15 protein-coding genes are annotated in these 14,405 nt (G+C 68.8%); 6 read left to right on the top strand and 9 right to left on the bottom strand.

The window, feature by feature from the left end; translation table 11 throughout:
- Positions 1-28 precede the first annotated feature (28 nt).
- Positions 29-619 carry a suppressor of fused domain protein gene (locus KXC42_RS06505; protein WP_037215782.1) on the bottom strand — a complete coding sequence of 197 codons (591 nt, stop codon included), beginning with the start codon at positions 617-619 and terminating at the stop codon, positions 29-31.
- A 74-nt stretch (positions 620-693) separates the two neighbouring features.
- Between KXC42_RS06505 and KXC42_RS06500 the strand changes: the two genes are divergently transcribed.
- Complete coding sequence (locus tag KXC42_RS06500; protein ID WP_006554307.1) at positions 694-1,539, top strand: hypothetical protein; 846 nt, start codon at positions 694-696, stop codon at positions 1,537-1,539.
- A gap of 56 nt (positions 1,540-1,595) precedes the next feature.
- On the opposite strand, the gene KXC42_RS06495 is transcribed toward KXC42_RS06500, so the two are convergent.
- The 5 genes from KXC42_RS06495 to KXC42_RS06475 all read right to left on the bottom strand — a co-directional run bounded on the left by KXC42_RS06495 (position 1,596) and on the right by KXC42_RS06475 (position 7,247).
- Positions 1,596-2,762, bottom strand: coding sequence for an ABC transporter ATP-binding protein (locus KXC42_RS06495; protein ID WP_024103451.1), 1,167 nt, complete (start codon positions 2,760-2,762; stop codon positions 1,596-1,598).
- Positions 2,763-2,767: 5 nt separating this feature from the next.
- The gene (locus tag KXC42_RS06490) at positions 2,768-3,598 is read right to left on the bottom strand and encodes a carbohydrate ABC transporter permease (RefSeq protein WP_219130046.1); all 831 of its coding nucleotides are present in this window, start codon (positions 3,596-3,598) and stop codon (positions 2,768-2,770) included.
- On the bottom strand, positions 3,598-4,479 hold the full coding sequence (locus tag KXC42_RS06485; protein WP_094981110.1) for a carbohydrate ABC transporter permease: 882 nt from the start codon (positions 4,477-4,479) through the stop codon (positions 3,598-3,600). Before KXC42_RS06485 ends, KXC42_RS06490 begins: the two co-directional genes overlap by 1 nt.
- A gap of 65 nt (positions 4,480-4,544) precedes the next feature.
- The gene (locus tag KXC42_RS06480) at positions 4,545-5,903 is read right to left on the bottom strand and encodes an ABC transporter substrate-binding protein (protein ID WP_051121679.1); all 1,359 of its coding nucleotides are present in this window, start codon (positions 5,901-5,903) and stop codon (positions 4,545-4,547) included.
- 114 nt (positions 5,904-6,017) lie between these two features.
- Positions 6,018-7,247, bottom strand: a complete 1,230-nt coding sequence (locus tag KXC42_RS06475) for a GNAT family N-acetyltransferase (protein WP_200359699.1) — start codon at positions 7,245-7,247, stop codon at positions 6,018-6,020.
- Positions 7,248-7,334: 87 nt separating this feature from the next.
- On the opposite strand from KXC42_RS06475, the gene KXC42_RS06470 reads away from it, so the two are divergent.
- Positions 7,335-7,775: a protein-tyrosine phosphatase family protein gene (locus tag KXC42_RS06470; RefSeq protein ID WP_019288067.1), complete on the top strand. Its 441-nt coding sequence runs from the start codon at positions 7,335-7,337 to the stop codon at positions 7,773-7,775.
- A gap of 4 nt (positions 7,776-7,779) precedes the next feature.
- Here the strand turns inward: KXC42_RS06470 and KXC42_RS06465 are convergent, their stop codons facing one another.
- The 3 genes from KXC42_RS06465 to KXC42_RS06455 form a co-directional block, all read right to left on the bottom strand.
- A complete protein-coding gene (locus KXC42_RS06465) occupies positions 7,780-8,658 on the bottom strand; it encodes a hypothetical protein (protein WP_006554300.1) in 879 nt (292 codons plus the stop codon).
- A gap of 72 nt (positions 8,659-8,730) precedes the next feature.
- Complete coding sequence (locus KXC42_RS06460) at positions 8,731-9,216, bottom strand: general stress protein (RefSeq protein WP_006554299.1); 486 nt, start codon at positions 9,214-9,216, stop codon at positions 8,731-8,733.
- Positions 9,217-9,337: 121 nt separating this feature from the next.
- A complete protein-coding gene (locus tag KXC42_RS06455; protein ID WP_219130045.1) occupies positions 9,338-10,297 on the bottom strand; it encodes a CoA ester lyase in 960 nt (319 codons plus the stop codon).
- Between the two features lie 58 nt (positions 10,298-10,355).
- Here KXC42_RS06455 and KXC42_RS06450 point away from each other — a divergent pair, with 58 nt between their 5' ends.
- The 4 genes from KXC42_RS06450 to KXC42_RS06435 all read left to right on the top strand — a co-directional run bounded on the left by KXC42_RS06450 (position 10,356) and on the right by KXC42_RS06435 (position 14,267).
- A complete protein-coding gene (locus tag KXC42_RS06450) occupies positions 10,356-11,630 on the top strand; it encodes a magnesium transporter MgtE N-terminal domain-containing protein (protein ID WP_006554297.1) in 1,275 nt (424 codons plus the stop codon).
- Positions 11,623-12,144 (top strand): DUF1003 domain-containing protein, encoded by a 522-nt coding sequence (locus tag KXC42_RS06445; protein WP_006554296.1) that lies wholly within the window; start codon positions 11,623-11,625, stop codon positions 12,142-12,144. Before KXC42_RS06450 ends, KXC42_RS06445 begins: the two co-directional genes overlap by 8 nt.
- Before the next feature lie 104 nt (positions 12,145-12,248).
- The gene (locus KXC42_RS06440; RefSeq protein WP_033097298.1) at positions 12,249-13,178 is read left to right on the top strand and encodes a hypothetical protein; all 930 of its coding nucleotides are present in this window, start codon (positions 12,249-12,251) and stop codon (positions 13,176-13,178) included.
- A gap of 222 nt (positions 13,179-13,400) precedes the next feature.
- Positions 13,401-14,267, top strand: a complete 867-nt coding sequence (locus KXC42_RS06435; RefSeq protein WP_006554294.1) for a lytic transglycosylase domain-containing protein — start codon at positions 13,401-13,403, stop codon at positions 14,265-14,267.
- Positions 14,268-14,405 lie beyond the last annotated feature (138 nt).

The following is a 14,405-nucleotide window of genomic DNA, read 5'->3' as shown; positions in this document are numbered from 1 at the left end:
AGCGCGCGGTCCGTGAGAACCGGGACGGTCACAGACGTGCTTGCGCCCGGCGCGGGTCGCTCAGGTCGATGCCCGCTTCCTCCCACGCCTCGCGCAGCGCTTCGGTTCCCTTCAGCCGCTTCCAGGCCGCTTCGGTACCGGTGATCGGGCGGGCCTCGAAGAAGTGGACCGGATCGGAGGGCTCGGGCAACTCCAGCGACGGCACGTCGGCCGCCTCGAGCAACACCGCGGTGAACGGAGCACCCGGCCACAGCGGTTCCCCGAGATCGAGCAGGGCGTCGTCGGTGAGGACCACACCCTCCACGGCGGGCAGCGCCGCGAGCACCGCGAGGGTGCGGTGGACGCCGGCGGTGACGCCCTCGTCGTCGCGCAGGCTGAGCACCAGTTCGGCACGCGGCCCGCGCGTCGGGTCGGCCACCATGTCGGTCGGGTCGCCCATCGGGTGCCGGGAGCACCCCAGGGTCGCGTACCGCAGGAGCTCTGCACCACGGAAGCGGAGGACCTCGATCGGTTCGAGACCGAGGAAGGTCACCGACGCTGATTCCGGCTCCGGATCCCCCGGCACGGTCAGATGCTCGGTGAGGTGGCTGCGGACGGTGGCGAGAACTGCGTCGGTCACCCCTGCAATGTAGTCCCCGTCCCCGCACATGCGGTTCACACCCGGACCTGTGCACCGCGCGGTACCGTCGACGCGTGGCTCGCGACACCGGTTTTCCGGTCTCCGATGCCGGCGACGATTTCGCCCGGCAACGCCGGCGCGCCGAGTACGCCCGGCTGATCGCATGGCTGCGCCGCGAACCGGCCGACGTCAACACGGTGCTGCCCTTCGACGACGTCGTCGCAGCCCTCGGACGCCTCGGTGAACGGCGACTCGGGTTGCAGATCATCGAGGTCGCCTCGATCGTCGGCAGCGTCGACCGTGCCGACGACTTCGACCGTCGTTTCCGCCCCACCTCGGCACGCCTGCGCGCCAGGTGGGAACGCATCGCGGCCGCGCGGCGGCGCGGCGAGGCCATGCCCCCGATCTCCGTGTACCGGGTGGGACCGATGCATTTCGTGCAGGACGGGCACCACCGTGTGTCCATCGCCTACGCGCAGGGCGACCGCACCATCGACGCCTACGTCACCGAGATCACCACGAAGGTGCCCGCGGAGGGCATCACCGCCCGTCCCGATCTCGTGCGCAAGGACCACTTCAGGATGTTTCTCGGCCGCGTTCCCCTGCACGGCGCGGCCCAGGACACGATCCGCGTGTCCGACCCGTGGGGATACGCCGAACTGGCCGAGGCCGTCGAGGCGTGGGGTTTCCGCTTGATGCAGGATCTCGGCGAGTACCTCACCCGCGAGGAGGTCGCGCGGCGCTGGTACGAGGAGGAATTCGTCCCCGTCGTCGCGATGGCCCGGGAAGCGGGGATGTTGCGCTCACGCACCGACGCCGAGGTGTATCTGTGGATCGCGAGCGAGCGGTACCGGCTCGTGCGGCGGCACGTGTGGAGCGAGGAGATCGTCGACGAGCTCCGTAGCCGCGCACCCCGCTGACGGCTTCGGTGGATCCGACCCCGTTTTCCGGGGTCGGATCCACCGAAGCCGGTTTGTCAGAGGGTGACGTTCGCGCCGGTCTCCTGATCGAACAAGGCGATCTTCGCCCTGTCGAACCACAACTGCACGGTCCCGCCCTTGGTGGCCTGCGATTCCACCGACAATCGCGCGACCAGCGATTCGGCCGACATGTCGGCACCGGCGTCGGCGGCGAGTTCGTCGAGGTCCTTCGAGTGCACGCCCGGCCCCTCGGCCGTGAAGTACGCGAACTTGTCGGAGCCCATCGACTCGAGCACGTCGACCTCGGCGGAGAAGGTCACGCCCGTCTCCCGTTGGGTCGGGTCGAGCAGGTCGGTGTCCTCGAAGTGCTCCGGACGGATACCGACGACCACCTCGCGCGACGGATTGTTGCGACGCACGGTCTCCCACCGCTCGTCGGGCAACCGGAACTCGCCGAACGAGGTTCGGATCGAACCGTTCTCGATCTGCCCCGGAACGAAGTTCATCGACGGCGATCCGATGAAGCCGGCGACGAACAGGTTCCGCGGATGGTCGTACAACTCCTGCGGCGCCCCGACCTGCTGCACGATCCCACCGCGCATCACGACGACGCGGTCGCCGAGCGTCATCGCCTCGGTCTGGTCGTGCGTGACGTACACCGTCGTGGTCCCGAGACGCTTCTGCAGGCGCGCGATCTCGGTGCGCATCTGCACGCGCAGCTTCGCGTCGAGATTCGACAGCGGCTCGTCCATGAGGAACGCCTTGGGGCTGCGCACGATCGCACGACCCATGGCCACGCGTTGCCGCTGACCGCCCGACAGGTTGGCGGGCTTGCGGTCGAGATGCTGTGTGAGATCGAGGATCCGGGCCGCCTCGTCGACCTTGCGGGCGATCTCGTCCTTGGACACCTTCGCGAGGGTGAGCGGGAACGCGATGTTGTCGCGCACCGACATGTGCGGGTACAGCGCGTAGGACTGGAAGACCATCGCGATGTCGCGGTCCTTCGGTGCCCGCTCGTTGACACGCTCACCCGCGATGCGCAGCTCGCCGTCGGAGATGTCCTCGAGACCGGCGATCATGTTGAGCGTCGTGGATTTTCCGCACCCGGACGGGCCGACGAGAATGATGAACTCGCCGTCGGCGATCTCGAGATCCACGTCGCTGACGGCCTTCGCTCCGTCCGGATATTCCTTCGTCACCTTGTCGAGCACGATCTCGGCCACGATAGTTATCCCTTCACTGCGCCGGAGGTCAGTCCGGCGACGATTCGACGTTGGAAGATCAGGACGAACACGATGATCGGGATCGTGATGACGACGGCCGCCGCCGCGATCGAGCCGGTCGGTTCCTCGAACTGCGATGCACCCGTGAAGTTCGCGATCGCGGCGGGTGCGGTGATGGACCGCTCGGTGGAGGTCAGCGAGATCGCGAACAGCAGGTCGTTCCAGCAGAAGATGAACACCAGGATCGCCGCCGTGATGATGCCGGGAGCGGCGAGTGGGGCCACGACCTTCCGGAACGCCTGACCCGGTGTCGCGCCGTCCATCTTCGCGGCCTTCTCGAGTTCCCACGGGATCTCCTTGAAGAAGGCCGACAGGGTGTAGATCGCGAGCGGTAGCGAGAAGGTGATGTACGGCAGGATCAGCGCCGCCCACGTGTCGAACAGTCCGAGGCCGCGCATGATCTCGAACAGCGGGCTGACGAGGGAGATCTGGGGGAACATCGCGATGAGCAGCGCCACGCCCATCAGAATCTTCTTACCGGGGAAGTCGAGCCGGGCGATCGCGTAGGCGGCCATCGTCCCGAGGATCACCGCGATGACCGTGGCGATCAGGCCGATGCCGATGGAGTTGATCAGCGCGCTCGTGAACGCGTCGGTGCGGAAGATGCCGCGGTAGTTGTCGAGCGTCCACTGCTGCGGGATGAACCGGCCGTCCTGGATGGTGCCGGGCGGCTTGAACGACAGGCTCGCGATCCACAGCACCGGGACGAGTGCGTAGAGCAGGACGATCAGGTTCACCGCCGACCACGACAGGGTCCGTTTCCTGGTCTCGGCCATCATCGGCCCCCTTCGTCCGAGCCGGGCGCGGATGCACCGAACAACTTGATGAACACGAACGCGATGATCGCGACGCACAGGAAGATCAGGACGCTGATCGCCGACCCGATGCCGAGGTTGAAGGCCCGGAACAGATTGTCGTAACCGAGGATCGACACCGATCCGGTGCCGTTGGCACCGCGGGTGAGGACATAGATGTTGTCGAAGATGCGGAAGGCGTCGAGCGTGCGGAAGAGCAGGGCGACGAGGATCGCCGGTTTCATCAGCGGCACGATGATCCGCACCAGACGTGTCCACGCTCCGGCGCCGTCGACCTGCGCCGCCTTGAGCAGATCGTCGGGGACGAGTGCGAGGCCGGCGAGGAGCAGCAGTGCCATGAACGGCGTGGTCTTCCACACCTCGGCGAGCACGATGATCGCCAGGGACGGGATCTGGTCGGTGAGCGGGGCGCTGCCGTCGGGCAGCAGGTTCGCGAGATAGCCCGTGCCCGGGGTCCACGCGTAGTACCAGCTGTAGGCGGCGGCGACGGTGACGATGCCGTACGGGATCAGCACCACCGTGCGCACGATGCCCTTGCCGACGATGGTGCGGTGCATGACGAGTGCGATCGCGAGGCCGAGCACGAACTCGATCGCGACGGAGACCAGGGTGACGAGCGAGGTGACCATGAAGGCCTGCCACCAGAATCCGTCGCTGAGCACCGCGACATAGTTCGACAGTCCGACGAAGCGCCGTTCGTCGGGGAAGCGCAGATCGTAACGCTGCAGACTGAGCCAGACGGCGTATCCCACCGGATAGGCCGTGACGGCGAGCATCACGATCGCGGCGGGTGCGACGAGCAGCAGACCGAGTCGCCGTTCGGCCTTCTTCCCCTCGGACAGCGCTGCTTTCGTCTTCGTCGACGGTTCCTTCGGGGTCTCGTCGGTCGGTGTCGATTCGACGGCGGTCACGGGATCAGTCCTTCCGAATTGACCGCCTTGCGCACCTGCTCGGCGAGTTCCTCGACGGTGCGGGGCGGATCGATCTGGTCGACCGGGTTGAGGGTGGCCGTCACCAGTGTCGAAATGCTCTGGTAGGCCGGTGAAGCGGGACGCACCGCGGCGTTCTCGAGACCGGCGCGGACCTCACGCCAGGCCGGATAGGCCTCCTGGAAATCGGGGTCGTCGTACAGCGCCGCGAGCGTCGGCGGCACGCCGCCACCGATGGCGTTGTTGCGCTGGTTCTCCTCGTTGCGCAGGCACTGCATCGCTTCGAACGCGAGATCCGGGTGGGTACTCGTGCGGGCGACGGCGATGTTGAACCCGCCGATGGTGACCTGGGCGGGCTCGCCGGGGATCACCGAGGGGTACGGCGCGGGAAGGAAATTCTGCTCACCGTCGACGGTGAGGACCGTGTTGCCGGTGTTCTCCGAGGTGACATTGCCGTTCTCGTCGATGAAGGGCAGGGCCCCCTCGTTCTCCATGATGCCCGGCAGGACGAACGGCCAGTTGACCTGGAACGCGGTGCGCCCGCTCTCCATACCGAGACGGACGGCCGCCTCGTCGGCCTGGTTCAGGGAGGGATCGGCGCCGGGCGCGGTCGCAACGCGCTTCATGATGTCGAGCGCGGTCACCGCCGCGTCGTTGTCGGTGAGGGTGACGGTGACACCGTCCTCCCCCACCACCGAGCCTCCGGCGCTCGAGAGCAAGGTGTTGAACCACACCATCAGCCCCTCGTACTGCCGGCCCTGCACACCGATCCACGACGGCCGGCCCTCCTCGGCGAGGCCGCTCGCAATCTCGATCATCTCGTCCCAGGTCTCCGGAGGTTGCCCGTCCGGCATGAGATCCTTTCGGTACCAGAGCAACTGGGTGTTGGTGTTGAGCGGTGCGGCGTACAGCCGGTCCTGCCAGGTCGCCGATTCGAGGGGACCTTCGAGGGTGCCCTCGGAGACCGCGGCTGCAACATCGTCGGGCAGCGGCAGCGCCCACCCGGCCTCGGCGAACTCGGCCGTCCACACGACGTCGAGGGTCATGAGGTCGAGCCCCGGGTCGTTACCCGTCAGCCGCCGCGCCAACTGCAGTCGCTGGTCGTCGGCGTTCTTCGGAAGTGTCCTCTGCTGCACGCGATATCGGCCGCCCGCCTCCGCGGTGCACACCTCCGCGGCCTGCGCGTACTGCTCGGCACCGTCGGCGGCCGTGTAGAAGGACAGGACGACACCCTCGTCGTCGCTGCCGCACGCGGCCAGCCCCGACGCCAAGAGCACAGCAGCCGCGGAAGCTGTGACCGCTCGGCTCGTCCGCCGGCTCTTGCCCGACCGTCTCATGCGTGACTCCGCTCGCATCGGGGACCTCGTGATCCGACGATAACGCCCGTACCGGCCAGCCGTAGCAAAACGAGCAGGGCGTACATCCGGAACGGAATCGGCACGACGACGAGGTCAGAAGGAGGTCCCCGAGAAGGGCGCCTGGGGCCAGGAGAACAGCAGGTCAGCGGTGTCGACGGCCTCGGGCCGGTGCACCCGGGCGCGCCCCGCGTCGACCATCCGGTGCCAGCCCTGCCGGCCGAGCAGGAGCGCACCGAGGTCGGCGATGTCGATCATCAGGTCGGCCGGTCCCGCGGTGCGCGCCACGCCGTCGGCGGAGATCTCGAAGACACCGGCGTTGTCGGTCAGCACCGGATCGGTCACCTCCACGGTCACCGAGCCGAAGCCTCGGTAACTCCGCGCCGACAGCGCCCGATCGAGGTCGAGGATGCGCAACCACGTCTCGTCCGAGACCGAGCGGAAGTGCACGGCACGCGCGTCGCCGAGCATGAGCGGGAGTTGGTCGTCCTGCGGAAGTGCCGCGAACCGCAAGGTGTCGACCAGGTCGAGGTCGAGCAGGAACCGGATCAGGCCGGCGTACGCCGCGGGCGAGGGGGCGAAGAAGTCGTCGACCACGACGGTGCGGTTGCGACTGGTGAACCACCCCTGCGTGTCGACGGGGTGGTACCGGACGAAACCGTCCTCCTGTCCCGGTTCGCCGTGCACCGCCACGTACATCGGATCGGTGAGCGAGTCGGCCCGCCACCGGCGCGAGTTCCACCAGTACTCCGACCGATCGATCATGCCGGGGCGCGGCGGCAGATGACGGGAATGGATCTGCGCCAGCACGTCCCACGCCTCCGGATAGGTCAGCAGACGCACCGCTCCGGACTCGGGCACGTCGGGACGCAGTGCGGCACCACGCACGTCGACGTCGACGGACACCGAAGTCGAGGCGACGCCGTAGCCGAACCGGCCGTAGATGGTCGCTTCGGAGGCACGCAGCGTCGCGAGGATCTCACCGCGGTCGCGCGCGTCGCTCAACTGCCGGTGCACGAGTCCGGAGATCACGCCGCGACGCGTGTGGGTGGGCAGCACACCGATGTGGGTGACCGCCGCGTGCGGCACCCGGGCGCCGCCGGGCAGGGTGAGATTTCCGCTCGTGGCGTCGACTGTCCCGACGAGCATGCCGTCGAGGAAAGCACCCCACGTGCGGCCGGCCTCGAGGTAGCGGCTCACCGTCCCGTCGGGAACCTCGGGCCACGAGGGCAGACCCACCATCGCCGTGCGGAACAGCGCGGACGCCTCCCGCAGTTCGGCTTCCGACTCCAGAACTCTGATCTCCGGTTCCGTTCGCTCACCCATGGAACGACACTATCGACCGCGAACTTGCACCGCGGGTGAACGGCCGTGACGTTCGGTACACCGGCTCCGGGCGGGTAGGTTTCCAGCGTGCGACGCGAGTGGGATCCAGCAGACACCGGGGTGCTGCAGCTGCCCTCCGGCCGACTCGTGCGGGGACGCGGGATGCGCAGACCGGTGTTCGGCGAGCCGTTTCCCGACTTCGGGGTGTATCTCCTCGGCCGCCCCCCGGCAGCACCGTTCGAGTGGGAGTCGCGGTGGATCCACTGGCCCGACTTCCGCACGCCACGCGACCCGGAGGACGCTCTCGCCATCCTGTACGAGGCGTGGATCCGCGCGGGAAGACAGCGGGTGGAGATCGCGTGCGGGCGTGGACGCGGCCGCACCGGCACCGCACTGGCGTGCCTCGCCGTCCTCGACGGGCTCTCCCCGGAGGAGGCGGTCGACTTCGTTCGGCGGCACTACCATCCGCGCGCGGTCGAGACGCCCTGGCAGCGCAAATTCGTCGCGCACGCGAAGGCGCATTCCTGACAGCTCAGTTCTTCGTCCGGGCGAGGTCGACCTCGGCGGCCGAGACGGCACGTTCGGCGGCGACCACCCGCTTCTTCGCCTCGGCGGCGGCGCGGCGCGCGAAGGTGCGTTGCTGCTCTGCGTGTTCGAGCTTCGCCCGCAGCTCGGCGACCTCCTCCTCGTGACGGGCCAGCTCCTGCTCTGCCGCCGACGCGGCTTCGCGCGCTTCCTCGGCCGCGTTGTGCGCCGAGTCGAGAGCGGCAGCGGCCTCGTCGATCTCCGCCTCGCGAGCCGCCTGGTCCGCCTTCTCACGCTCCGTGGGTTCGCGCTCGCCCTTGCTCTTGCGTGCAGACTTGCCCGCTGCCGTCCGGTCGTCCTCGTCGTCCTCCTCCGACCCTCCGCGGACGACGGTGAGCGGCATCGCCGACAGGTCGCCGAAACCGTCGGACTCGACGATCGCGTCGAGCCGGCCCTGCCGGACCTGCTCCCCGATGTCGGGATCCGACAACGCGGCGTTGAGGGTGCGCCCCACCTCACGCAGTGCGCTCTCCGAGACGGTGCGGCCGCGGTCGGCGGCGAGCCGACCCGCGTCGCGCTCGAGCGCGGCGACCACCCGGCGACGCTGCTCCGACAGTTTCCGCATCTCGCTGCCGGACAGTCGTCGTTGCGCGGTGCGCAGGGCGGATCCGATGTCGAGCAACGCCGCGAGTTCGTCGGCCCGTTCGCGGGCGAGCAGGTTGACCATCCAGGCCGCGACCGTCGGTTTGCGCAGTCTGCCGATGGCCGCCGTCAGCTCGCGGTCGCCCGCTTCGCGTGCCTGCGCCGCGAATTCGGAGCGGGCCGCCACGAAGTCTCCTGGGTCGAGGCCGTAGAGGGCATCGGCCACCGAATCGAGGTCGGGCATGGGATCGACAGTAGTGGCGCGAGGCCGATCACGACGAGTGCCGTTCTCGGCGAACACGCGACCGCGAGACGATCAGATGGCGAGCTTGGCGAGGATGTCGCGCGCCTTCTCGGCGGTGGGCGGCTGGCACAGCACGTCGTAGCGGCCGGCGACGAGCTGCATGGTGGACGAGAAGTCGCGCTGACCGCGGGTCGCGGCGTACGGGATGCTCGCCGAGATGAGGCCGAAGATGATGCCGCCGACGAGGCCGACGAGCAGCGGGCCGAGGAAGTCGGTGGAGAAGATGCCGAGCAGGAGACCGAAGAACACGCCGAGCCATGCGCCCGAGACGATGCCGCCGCCGATCACCTTCGGCCACGTGAGCCGACCGGTGACCCGTTCGACCTGCATGAGATCGACACCGACGATGGTGACGTCCTCGACGGAGAAGTTCTGATCGGCCAGGTGGTCGACCGCCCGTTGCGCCTCTGCATAGGTCGGGTACGAACCGACGGGCCAGCCCGTGGGAGGTGTCGGCAGACCGGGTACCTGGCGACCGGGTCCGAGGGGATTCGTCATGTCGTTTCGGCTCCTTCGCGATGCACGCCGACGGTCGCGGCGCCGGTCTCCATTCTGCCTCGACAGGGACCGGCACGCCGCGATGGTTCGCCCGATATGTTCTTTTCCCTGGTCGTTCCCGTCAGGAGGCCGGCGGCTCGAACTTCTGGGTGCGCTGCAACCCCGCGGCCCGGCCCTTCGCGGAGATCACGAGGGCCATCTTCCGGCTCGCCTCGTCGATCATCTCGTCACCGAGCATCGCGGCACCGCGGGCGCCGCCCTCGGCCGAGGTGTGCCACTCGTAGGCGTCGAGGATCATCTCGGCCTTGTCGTAGTCCTCCTGCCGGGGGCTGAAGACCTCGTTGGCCGCGTCGATCTGGCTCGGGTGCAGCACCCACTTGCCGTCGAAGCCCAGGGCGGCGGTGCGCTGCGCCGACCGGCGGAAGGCGTCGACGTCGCGGATCTGGAGGTAGGGACCGTCGATGGCCTGCAGCCCGTGCGCACGCGCGGCCATGAGGATCGTCATGAGGATGTGGTGGTAGGCGTCGCCGACGTCGTAACCCTCGGGCTGCTCACCGACGACGAGGGTGCGCATGTTGATGCTCGCCATGAAGTCTGCCGGACCGAACACGAGTGTCTGCACGCGCGGGCTCGCCGTCGCGATCTCGTTGATGTTCGTCAACCCGATGGCGTTCTCGATCTGCGGTTCGATACCGATCCGTCCCGTCTCGAGACCGTGGGCCTTCTCGACCTGCGTGAGGAGCAGGTCGAGCGCCTTCACGTGGCTCGCGTCGGGCACCTTCGGCAGCAGGATCGCGTCGAGATTCGCGCCGGCACCACCGACGACCGTCGCGACGTCGAGATAGGTCGCGTCCGTGGTCCAGTCGTTGACGCGCACGACCTTGATCTGGTCGCCCCAGCCGTCCTCGTTCAGAGCTTCGACGATGGTGCTGCGGGACTGCTCCTTGGCCAGCGGCGACACCGCGTCCTCGAGATCGAGGAAGATCTCGTCGGCGGGAAGGCCCTTGGCCTTGTCGATCATCTTCCGGCTGCTGCCGGGAACCGCGAGTACCGATCTTCGGGGCCTGAACGAAAACGACATGACCTGACCAGACCTCCGAGTTCCGGGAACAGCGCGGGCACGCTCTAGCCTGGCAATCATGGCAGCAGTGAGCAAGGTCTTCGTCGCGCGGCTGGCCGGACTGGTCGTTCTCGGCCCCGACGGCGAGTCCATCGGCCGCGTCCGCGATGTCGTGCTGACCATACGAGTGGGACGTCAGCCGCCTCGTGCGCTGGGGCTCGTCGTCGAACTGCCCACCCGCAAGCGGATCTTCGTCCCGATGCTGCGCGTGACCGCGATCGAACCCGGCGCGGTCACCCTCGTCACCGGCAACGTCAGTCTGCGCCGGTTCACGCAGCGACCCTCGGAGGTGCTCGCCCTCGGTCAGGTCCTCGATTCGCGTGTGCGCGTCGACGACCCGGAGCTGCCGGACCTGATGGGTGTCGACGCCGTCGTGGTGGATCTGGGGCTCGAGCTCATGCGCACCCGCGACTGGGTCGTCGCCCGCGTGGCGGTGCGTCGCCATCGCGGCCGGCTCGCGCGCCGCTCCCCCATCCACATCGTGGAATGGCCGCACGTGCACGGACTCACCCAGCAGGCACTGTCGATGCCCGGACAGGGTGTCGCGCAGTTGCTCCTGCAGTTCGAGGACATGCGCCCGCCGGACGTCGCGAACGCCCTGCGCGACCTGCCGATCAAGAGACGCACCGAGGTCGCCGCGGCGCTCGACGACGAACGCCTCGCCGACATCGTGCAGGAGCTACCCTCCGACGATCAGACCGACCTGCTCACCCAGCTCGGCCTCGACCGGGCGGTCGCGGTGCTCGAGGCGATGGATCCCGACGACGTCGCCGACCTCCTCGGTGAGCTGCCCGCAACGGACGCCGAGTCGTTCCTGCAACGCATGGACCCCGAGGACTCCGAGCCGGTGCGCCGCCTGCTCGAGCACTCCCCCGACACCGCCGGTGGTCTGATGACCCCCGAGCCGGTCGTGCTGACGCCGGCGACCACGGTGGCCGAAGCGCTCGCCCGCGCCCGTAATCCGGATCTGAGTCCCGCCCTGGCGTCGATGGTCTTCGTCGTGCGGCCGCCCACCGCGACGCCCACCGGCAAGTACCTCGGCTGTGTCCATCTGCAACGATTGCTCCGGGAACCGCCTGCGAGCCTGGTGGGAGGGGTCGTCGACGACGACCTGCCGCGCCTGGCCCCCGACGACGCCCTGACCACCGTCACCCGGTACTTCGCGACGTACAACCTGGTCTGCGGTCCGGTGGTGGACGACGAGGGGCACCTGCTCGGCGCGGTGAGCGTCGACGACGTGCTCGACCATCTGCTGCCGGAGGACTGGCGCGAGGAGGACATCGAGGATGAGTGACCGCAGCACGCAGGGCCGCTCGCGCCTCGAGACCCCACAGGCGTCGAGGTTCCGCTTCAACTTCGACGCCGAGGCGGTGGGCCGGGTCAGCGAGTCGATCGCCCGGTTCCTCGGAACGGGCCGTTATCTCGCCATCCAGACGATCGTCGTCATCGTGTGGATCGCCCTCAACATCGCCGCGGTCGGACTGCAGTGGGATCCCTATCCCTTCATCCTTCTCAACCTGGCCTTCTCGACGCAGGCCGCCTATGCGGCGCCGTTGATCCTGCTGGCGCAGAACCGGCAGGAGAACCGCGACCGCGTATCGCTCGAGGAGGATCGCGCCCGCGCCGAGCAGACCAAGGCCGACACCGAGTTCCTGGCACGCGAACTCGCGGCTCTGCGACTCGCGGTGGGTGAGGTCGCGACCCGCGACTATCTGCGTCGCGAACTCGACGATCTGCGCGCCCTGCTGATCGACGACGAGAACGAGGACGACGCCGGCACTCCGCGCACCCGCGGGCCCCGTCACTGAGGGACCCCGTCCTGTTGTCCGGCACGCCCCGTTGCACACAACCCGACACCCTTCTGTAACCTTCGTCACATCAGTCGGACGGACGATCGGAGGAGGGTGATCGCGTGCGGTGGAAGGTCGCGCTGGCGATGCCGGTGATCGTCGCTGCCGGACTCGCGGCGACAGCGTCGTCGGCGACGGTGGTGGCGGAGACGACGTCCGCCGAGACCGAGCCGAGCGCCGCTCCGGCGGTGGGCGTGCTCCCCGGCGAGGTGCGCGAGGCGCAACCGCTGCGCAGCCCGAGCGACCCGCTCACCCAGCTTCCGCCCGATGCCGTGGCCGCGGCAGGGGGTGCGGCGGCCCTCGGCGACGGGCCGCTCGCGATCCCCGAACTCGTCTTCTACGCCTATCGCGCGGCCGAGATGCAGCTGGCCATCGACTCTCCCGAGTGCGGCCTGCCGTGGAATCTGCTCGCCGCCGTCGGGCGCCTGAACTCCGGACACGCGGACGGGGGACGCACCGACATCCTGGGCACGCTGACCGCGCCGGTCGTCACCCCGGAGGGGCTGCTCGGGCCGATGCGCCTGGCCCCCGCGGTGTGGGAGCAGTACTCGGCGGACGGCAACGCGGACGGCACCGCCGATCCACAGAACATCTTCGACGCGACCCTGGCCGCCGGTGCCCGGATGTGCGCGGAGGGCGGAAACCTGCGCGAGCCGGACGGGGAGGCGCGGGCGGTGGCGTCGGTCGATCCGTCACCGGACTATCTGGCGAATGTCCGGCACTGGTCCGGTGCGTATTCGAAGGCCGCCGAGGTGGCTCCCGCCGATCTCGCTCCGATCCCGGCGCGGCCCGTTCCGAACGCCTCGGATGTCGCGGCCGCCGCGCCGGCTCCGGCGGTCACCGCGCCCGCTCCGGAGGCGACACCTCAGCCGGCCCAGCAAGCGCCCGCCGACACTCCGGCTCAGCAGGCACCCGAACAGAACATCCCGGCTCCGCCGCCGATGCCGGAGTTGCCCGAACTCCCCTGCCTGGTGCCCGCCTTCTGCGAATAACTCCCGGCACACACGTGAGGTGACGCCACGCACGACACGCGTGTCGTCATCTTTTTCTTTCACCCCACCCGACCCACCGGACCAGCACGGACGGGCCACAGCAGTACGCATACGACCCCGTTACATCACGTTTGAGTAACGGAAAGGCATCGAATGCTGTAACCTCGGCCCGGCACGTAACGAAGGTGTCTCGTTCCGAGGCACCCGAGGGAGGGTTATCCATTGGGCCGCCACGCCAAACCGTCGGATTCGAAGCTTCGGCGAAATTCCGTCATCGCGATGACCGGACTCGTTCCGGTCGGACTGGTCGCCGCAGCCGCGACCACCGCGGGTGCGTCGCCGCGAGCGCTGATGGGTGCAGCTCACCACGAGACCGAGCCGACGGCGTCGTCGACCGACTCGGCCGACCTCGCGAACGCGATTCCCGAAGCGGTCGCCGCCGTGCAGACGATCATGCTCGAGCCCGAACCGGCACCCGTGCGCACCTTCAAGGCCGCCCCCCAGCCGGAACCCGAGCCCGAGGTCCTCCACGAGGGCCCCCTCGGCATCCCCGGCATCAACTACGCCGCCTACCGCAACGCCGAGCGCATCCTCGCCGAGGAGAATCCCGCCTGCGGCATGCACTGGACGCTCCTCGCCGGCATCGGCCGCGTCGAGTCCGGACACGCCAACGGTGGTCATGCCGACGCCAAGGGCAACCTGCTCGAGCCCGTCATCGGACTGCCGCTCAACGGCAGCCTGCCCGGCCAGGCCGTCATCCACGACACCGACGGCGGCGCCCTCGACGGCGACACCGTCTACGACCGTGCGGTCGGGCCGATGCAATTCATCCCCACCACGTGGAACCAGTACGCGGGCGACGGCAACGGCGACGGGGTCTCCGATCCCCAGAACCTGTACGATTCGACGCTCACCACCGCGAAGTACCTGTGCGACGGTGGCCTCGACATGCGCAACCTCGCGCACTCGACGAAGGCGATCCACCGCTACAACAACTCGATGGCCTACGTGGCGAACGTGCTCGCCTGGTCGACGGCCTACTCCACCGGCATCGACCCGAGCCCCGCGGATCTCCCCCGCATCCACTGAGGTCCGGAGAGGGTCGTCGGGTCACCCCGGACCGAAGGCCGTCGTCGGGTGACCCCGAACCGAAGGCCGTCGTCGGGTCACCCCGGACCGGAGGCCGTCGTCGGGTCACCGTCGACCCGTATCCCGTCGCGAGCGGCG

It is taken from the genome of Rhodococcus sp. LW-XY12, assembly GCF_019317345.1.
Lineage (GTDB): Bacteria > Actinomycetota > Actinomycetes > Mycobacteriales > Mycobacteriaceae > Rhodococcus > Rhodococcus pyridinivorans.
The sequence above is the reverse complement of the archived record's forward strand: the minus strand, read 5'-3'. Positions and strand labels throughout refer to the sequence as shown.

Coding starts and splice junctions, on each gene's coding strand:
- KXC42_RS06490 (WP_219130046.1), bottom strand. CDS start 3,598: ATGGCCGAGACCAGGAAACGGACCCTGTCGTGGTCGGCGGTGAACCTG.
- KXC42_RS06480 (WP_051121679.1), bottom strand. CDS start 5,903: ATGAGACGGTCGGGCAAGAGCCGGCGGACGAGCCGAGCGGTCACAGCT.
- KXC42_RS06475 (WP_200359699.1), bottom strand. CDS start 7,247: ATGGGTGAGCGAACGGAACCGGAGATCAGAGTTCTGGAGTCGGAAGCC.
- KXC42_RS06465 (WP_006554300.1), bottom strand. CDS start 8,658: ATGCCCGACCTCGATTCGGTGGCCGATGCCCTCTACGGCCTCGACCCA.
- KXC42_RS06460 (WP_006554299.1), bottom strand. CDS start 9,216: ATGACGAATCCCCTCGGACCCGGTCGCCAGGTACCCGGTCTGCCGACA.
- KXC42_RS06455 (WP_219130045.1), bottom strand. CDS start 10,297: ATGTCGTTTTCGTTCAGGCCCCGAAGATCGGTACTCGCGGTTCCCGGC.
- KXC42_RS06450 (WP_006554297.1), top strand. CDS start 10,356: ATGGCAGCAGTGAGCAAGGTCTTCGTCGCGCGGCTGGCCGGACTGGTC.
- KXC42_RS06445 (WP_006554296.1), top strand. CDS start 11,623: ATGAGTGACCGCAGCACGCAGGGCCGCTCGCGCCTCGAGACCCCACAG.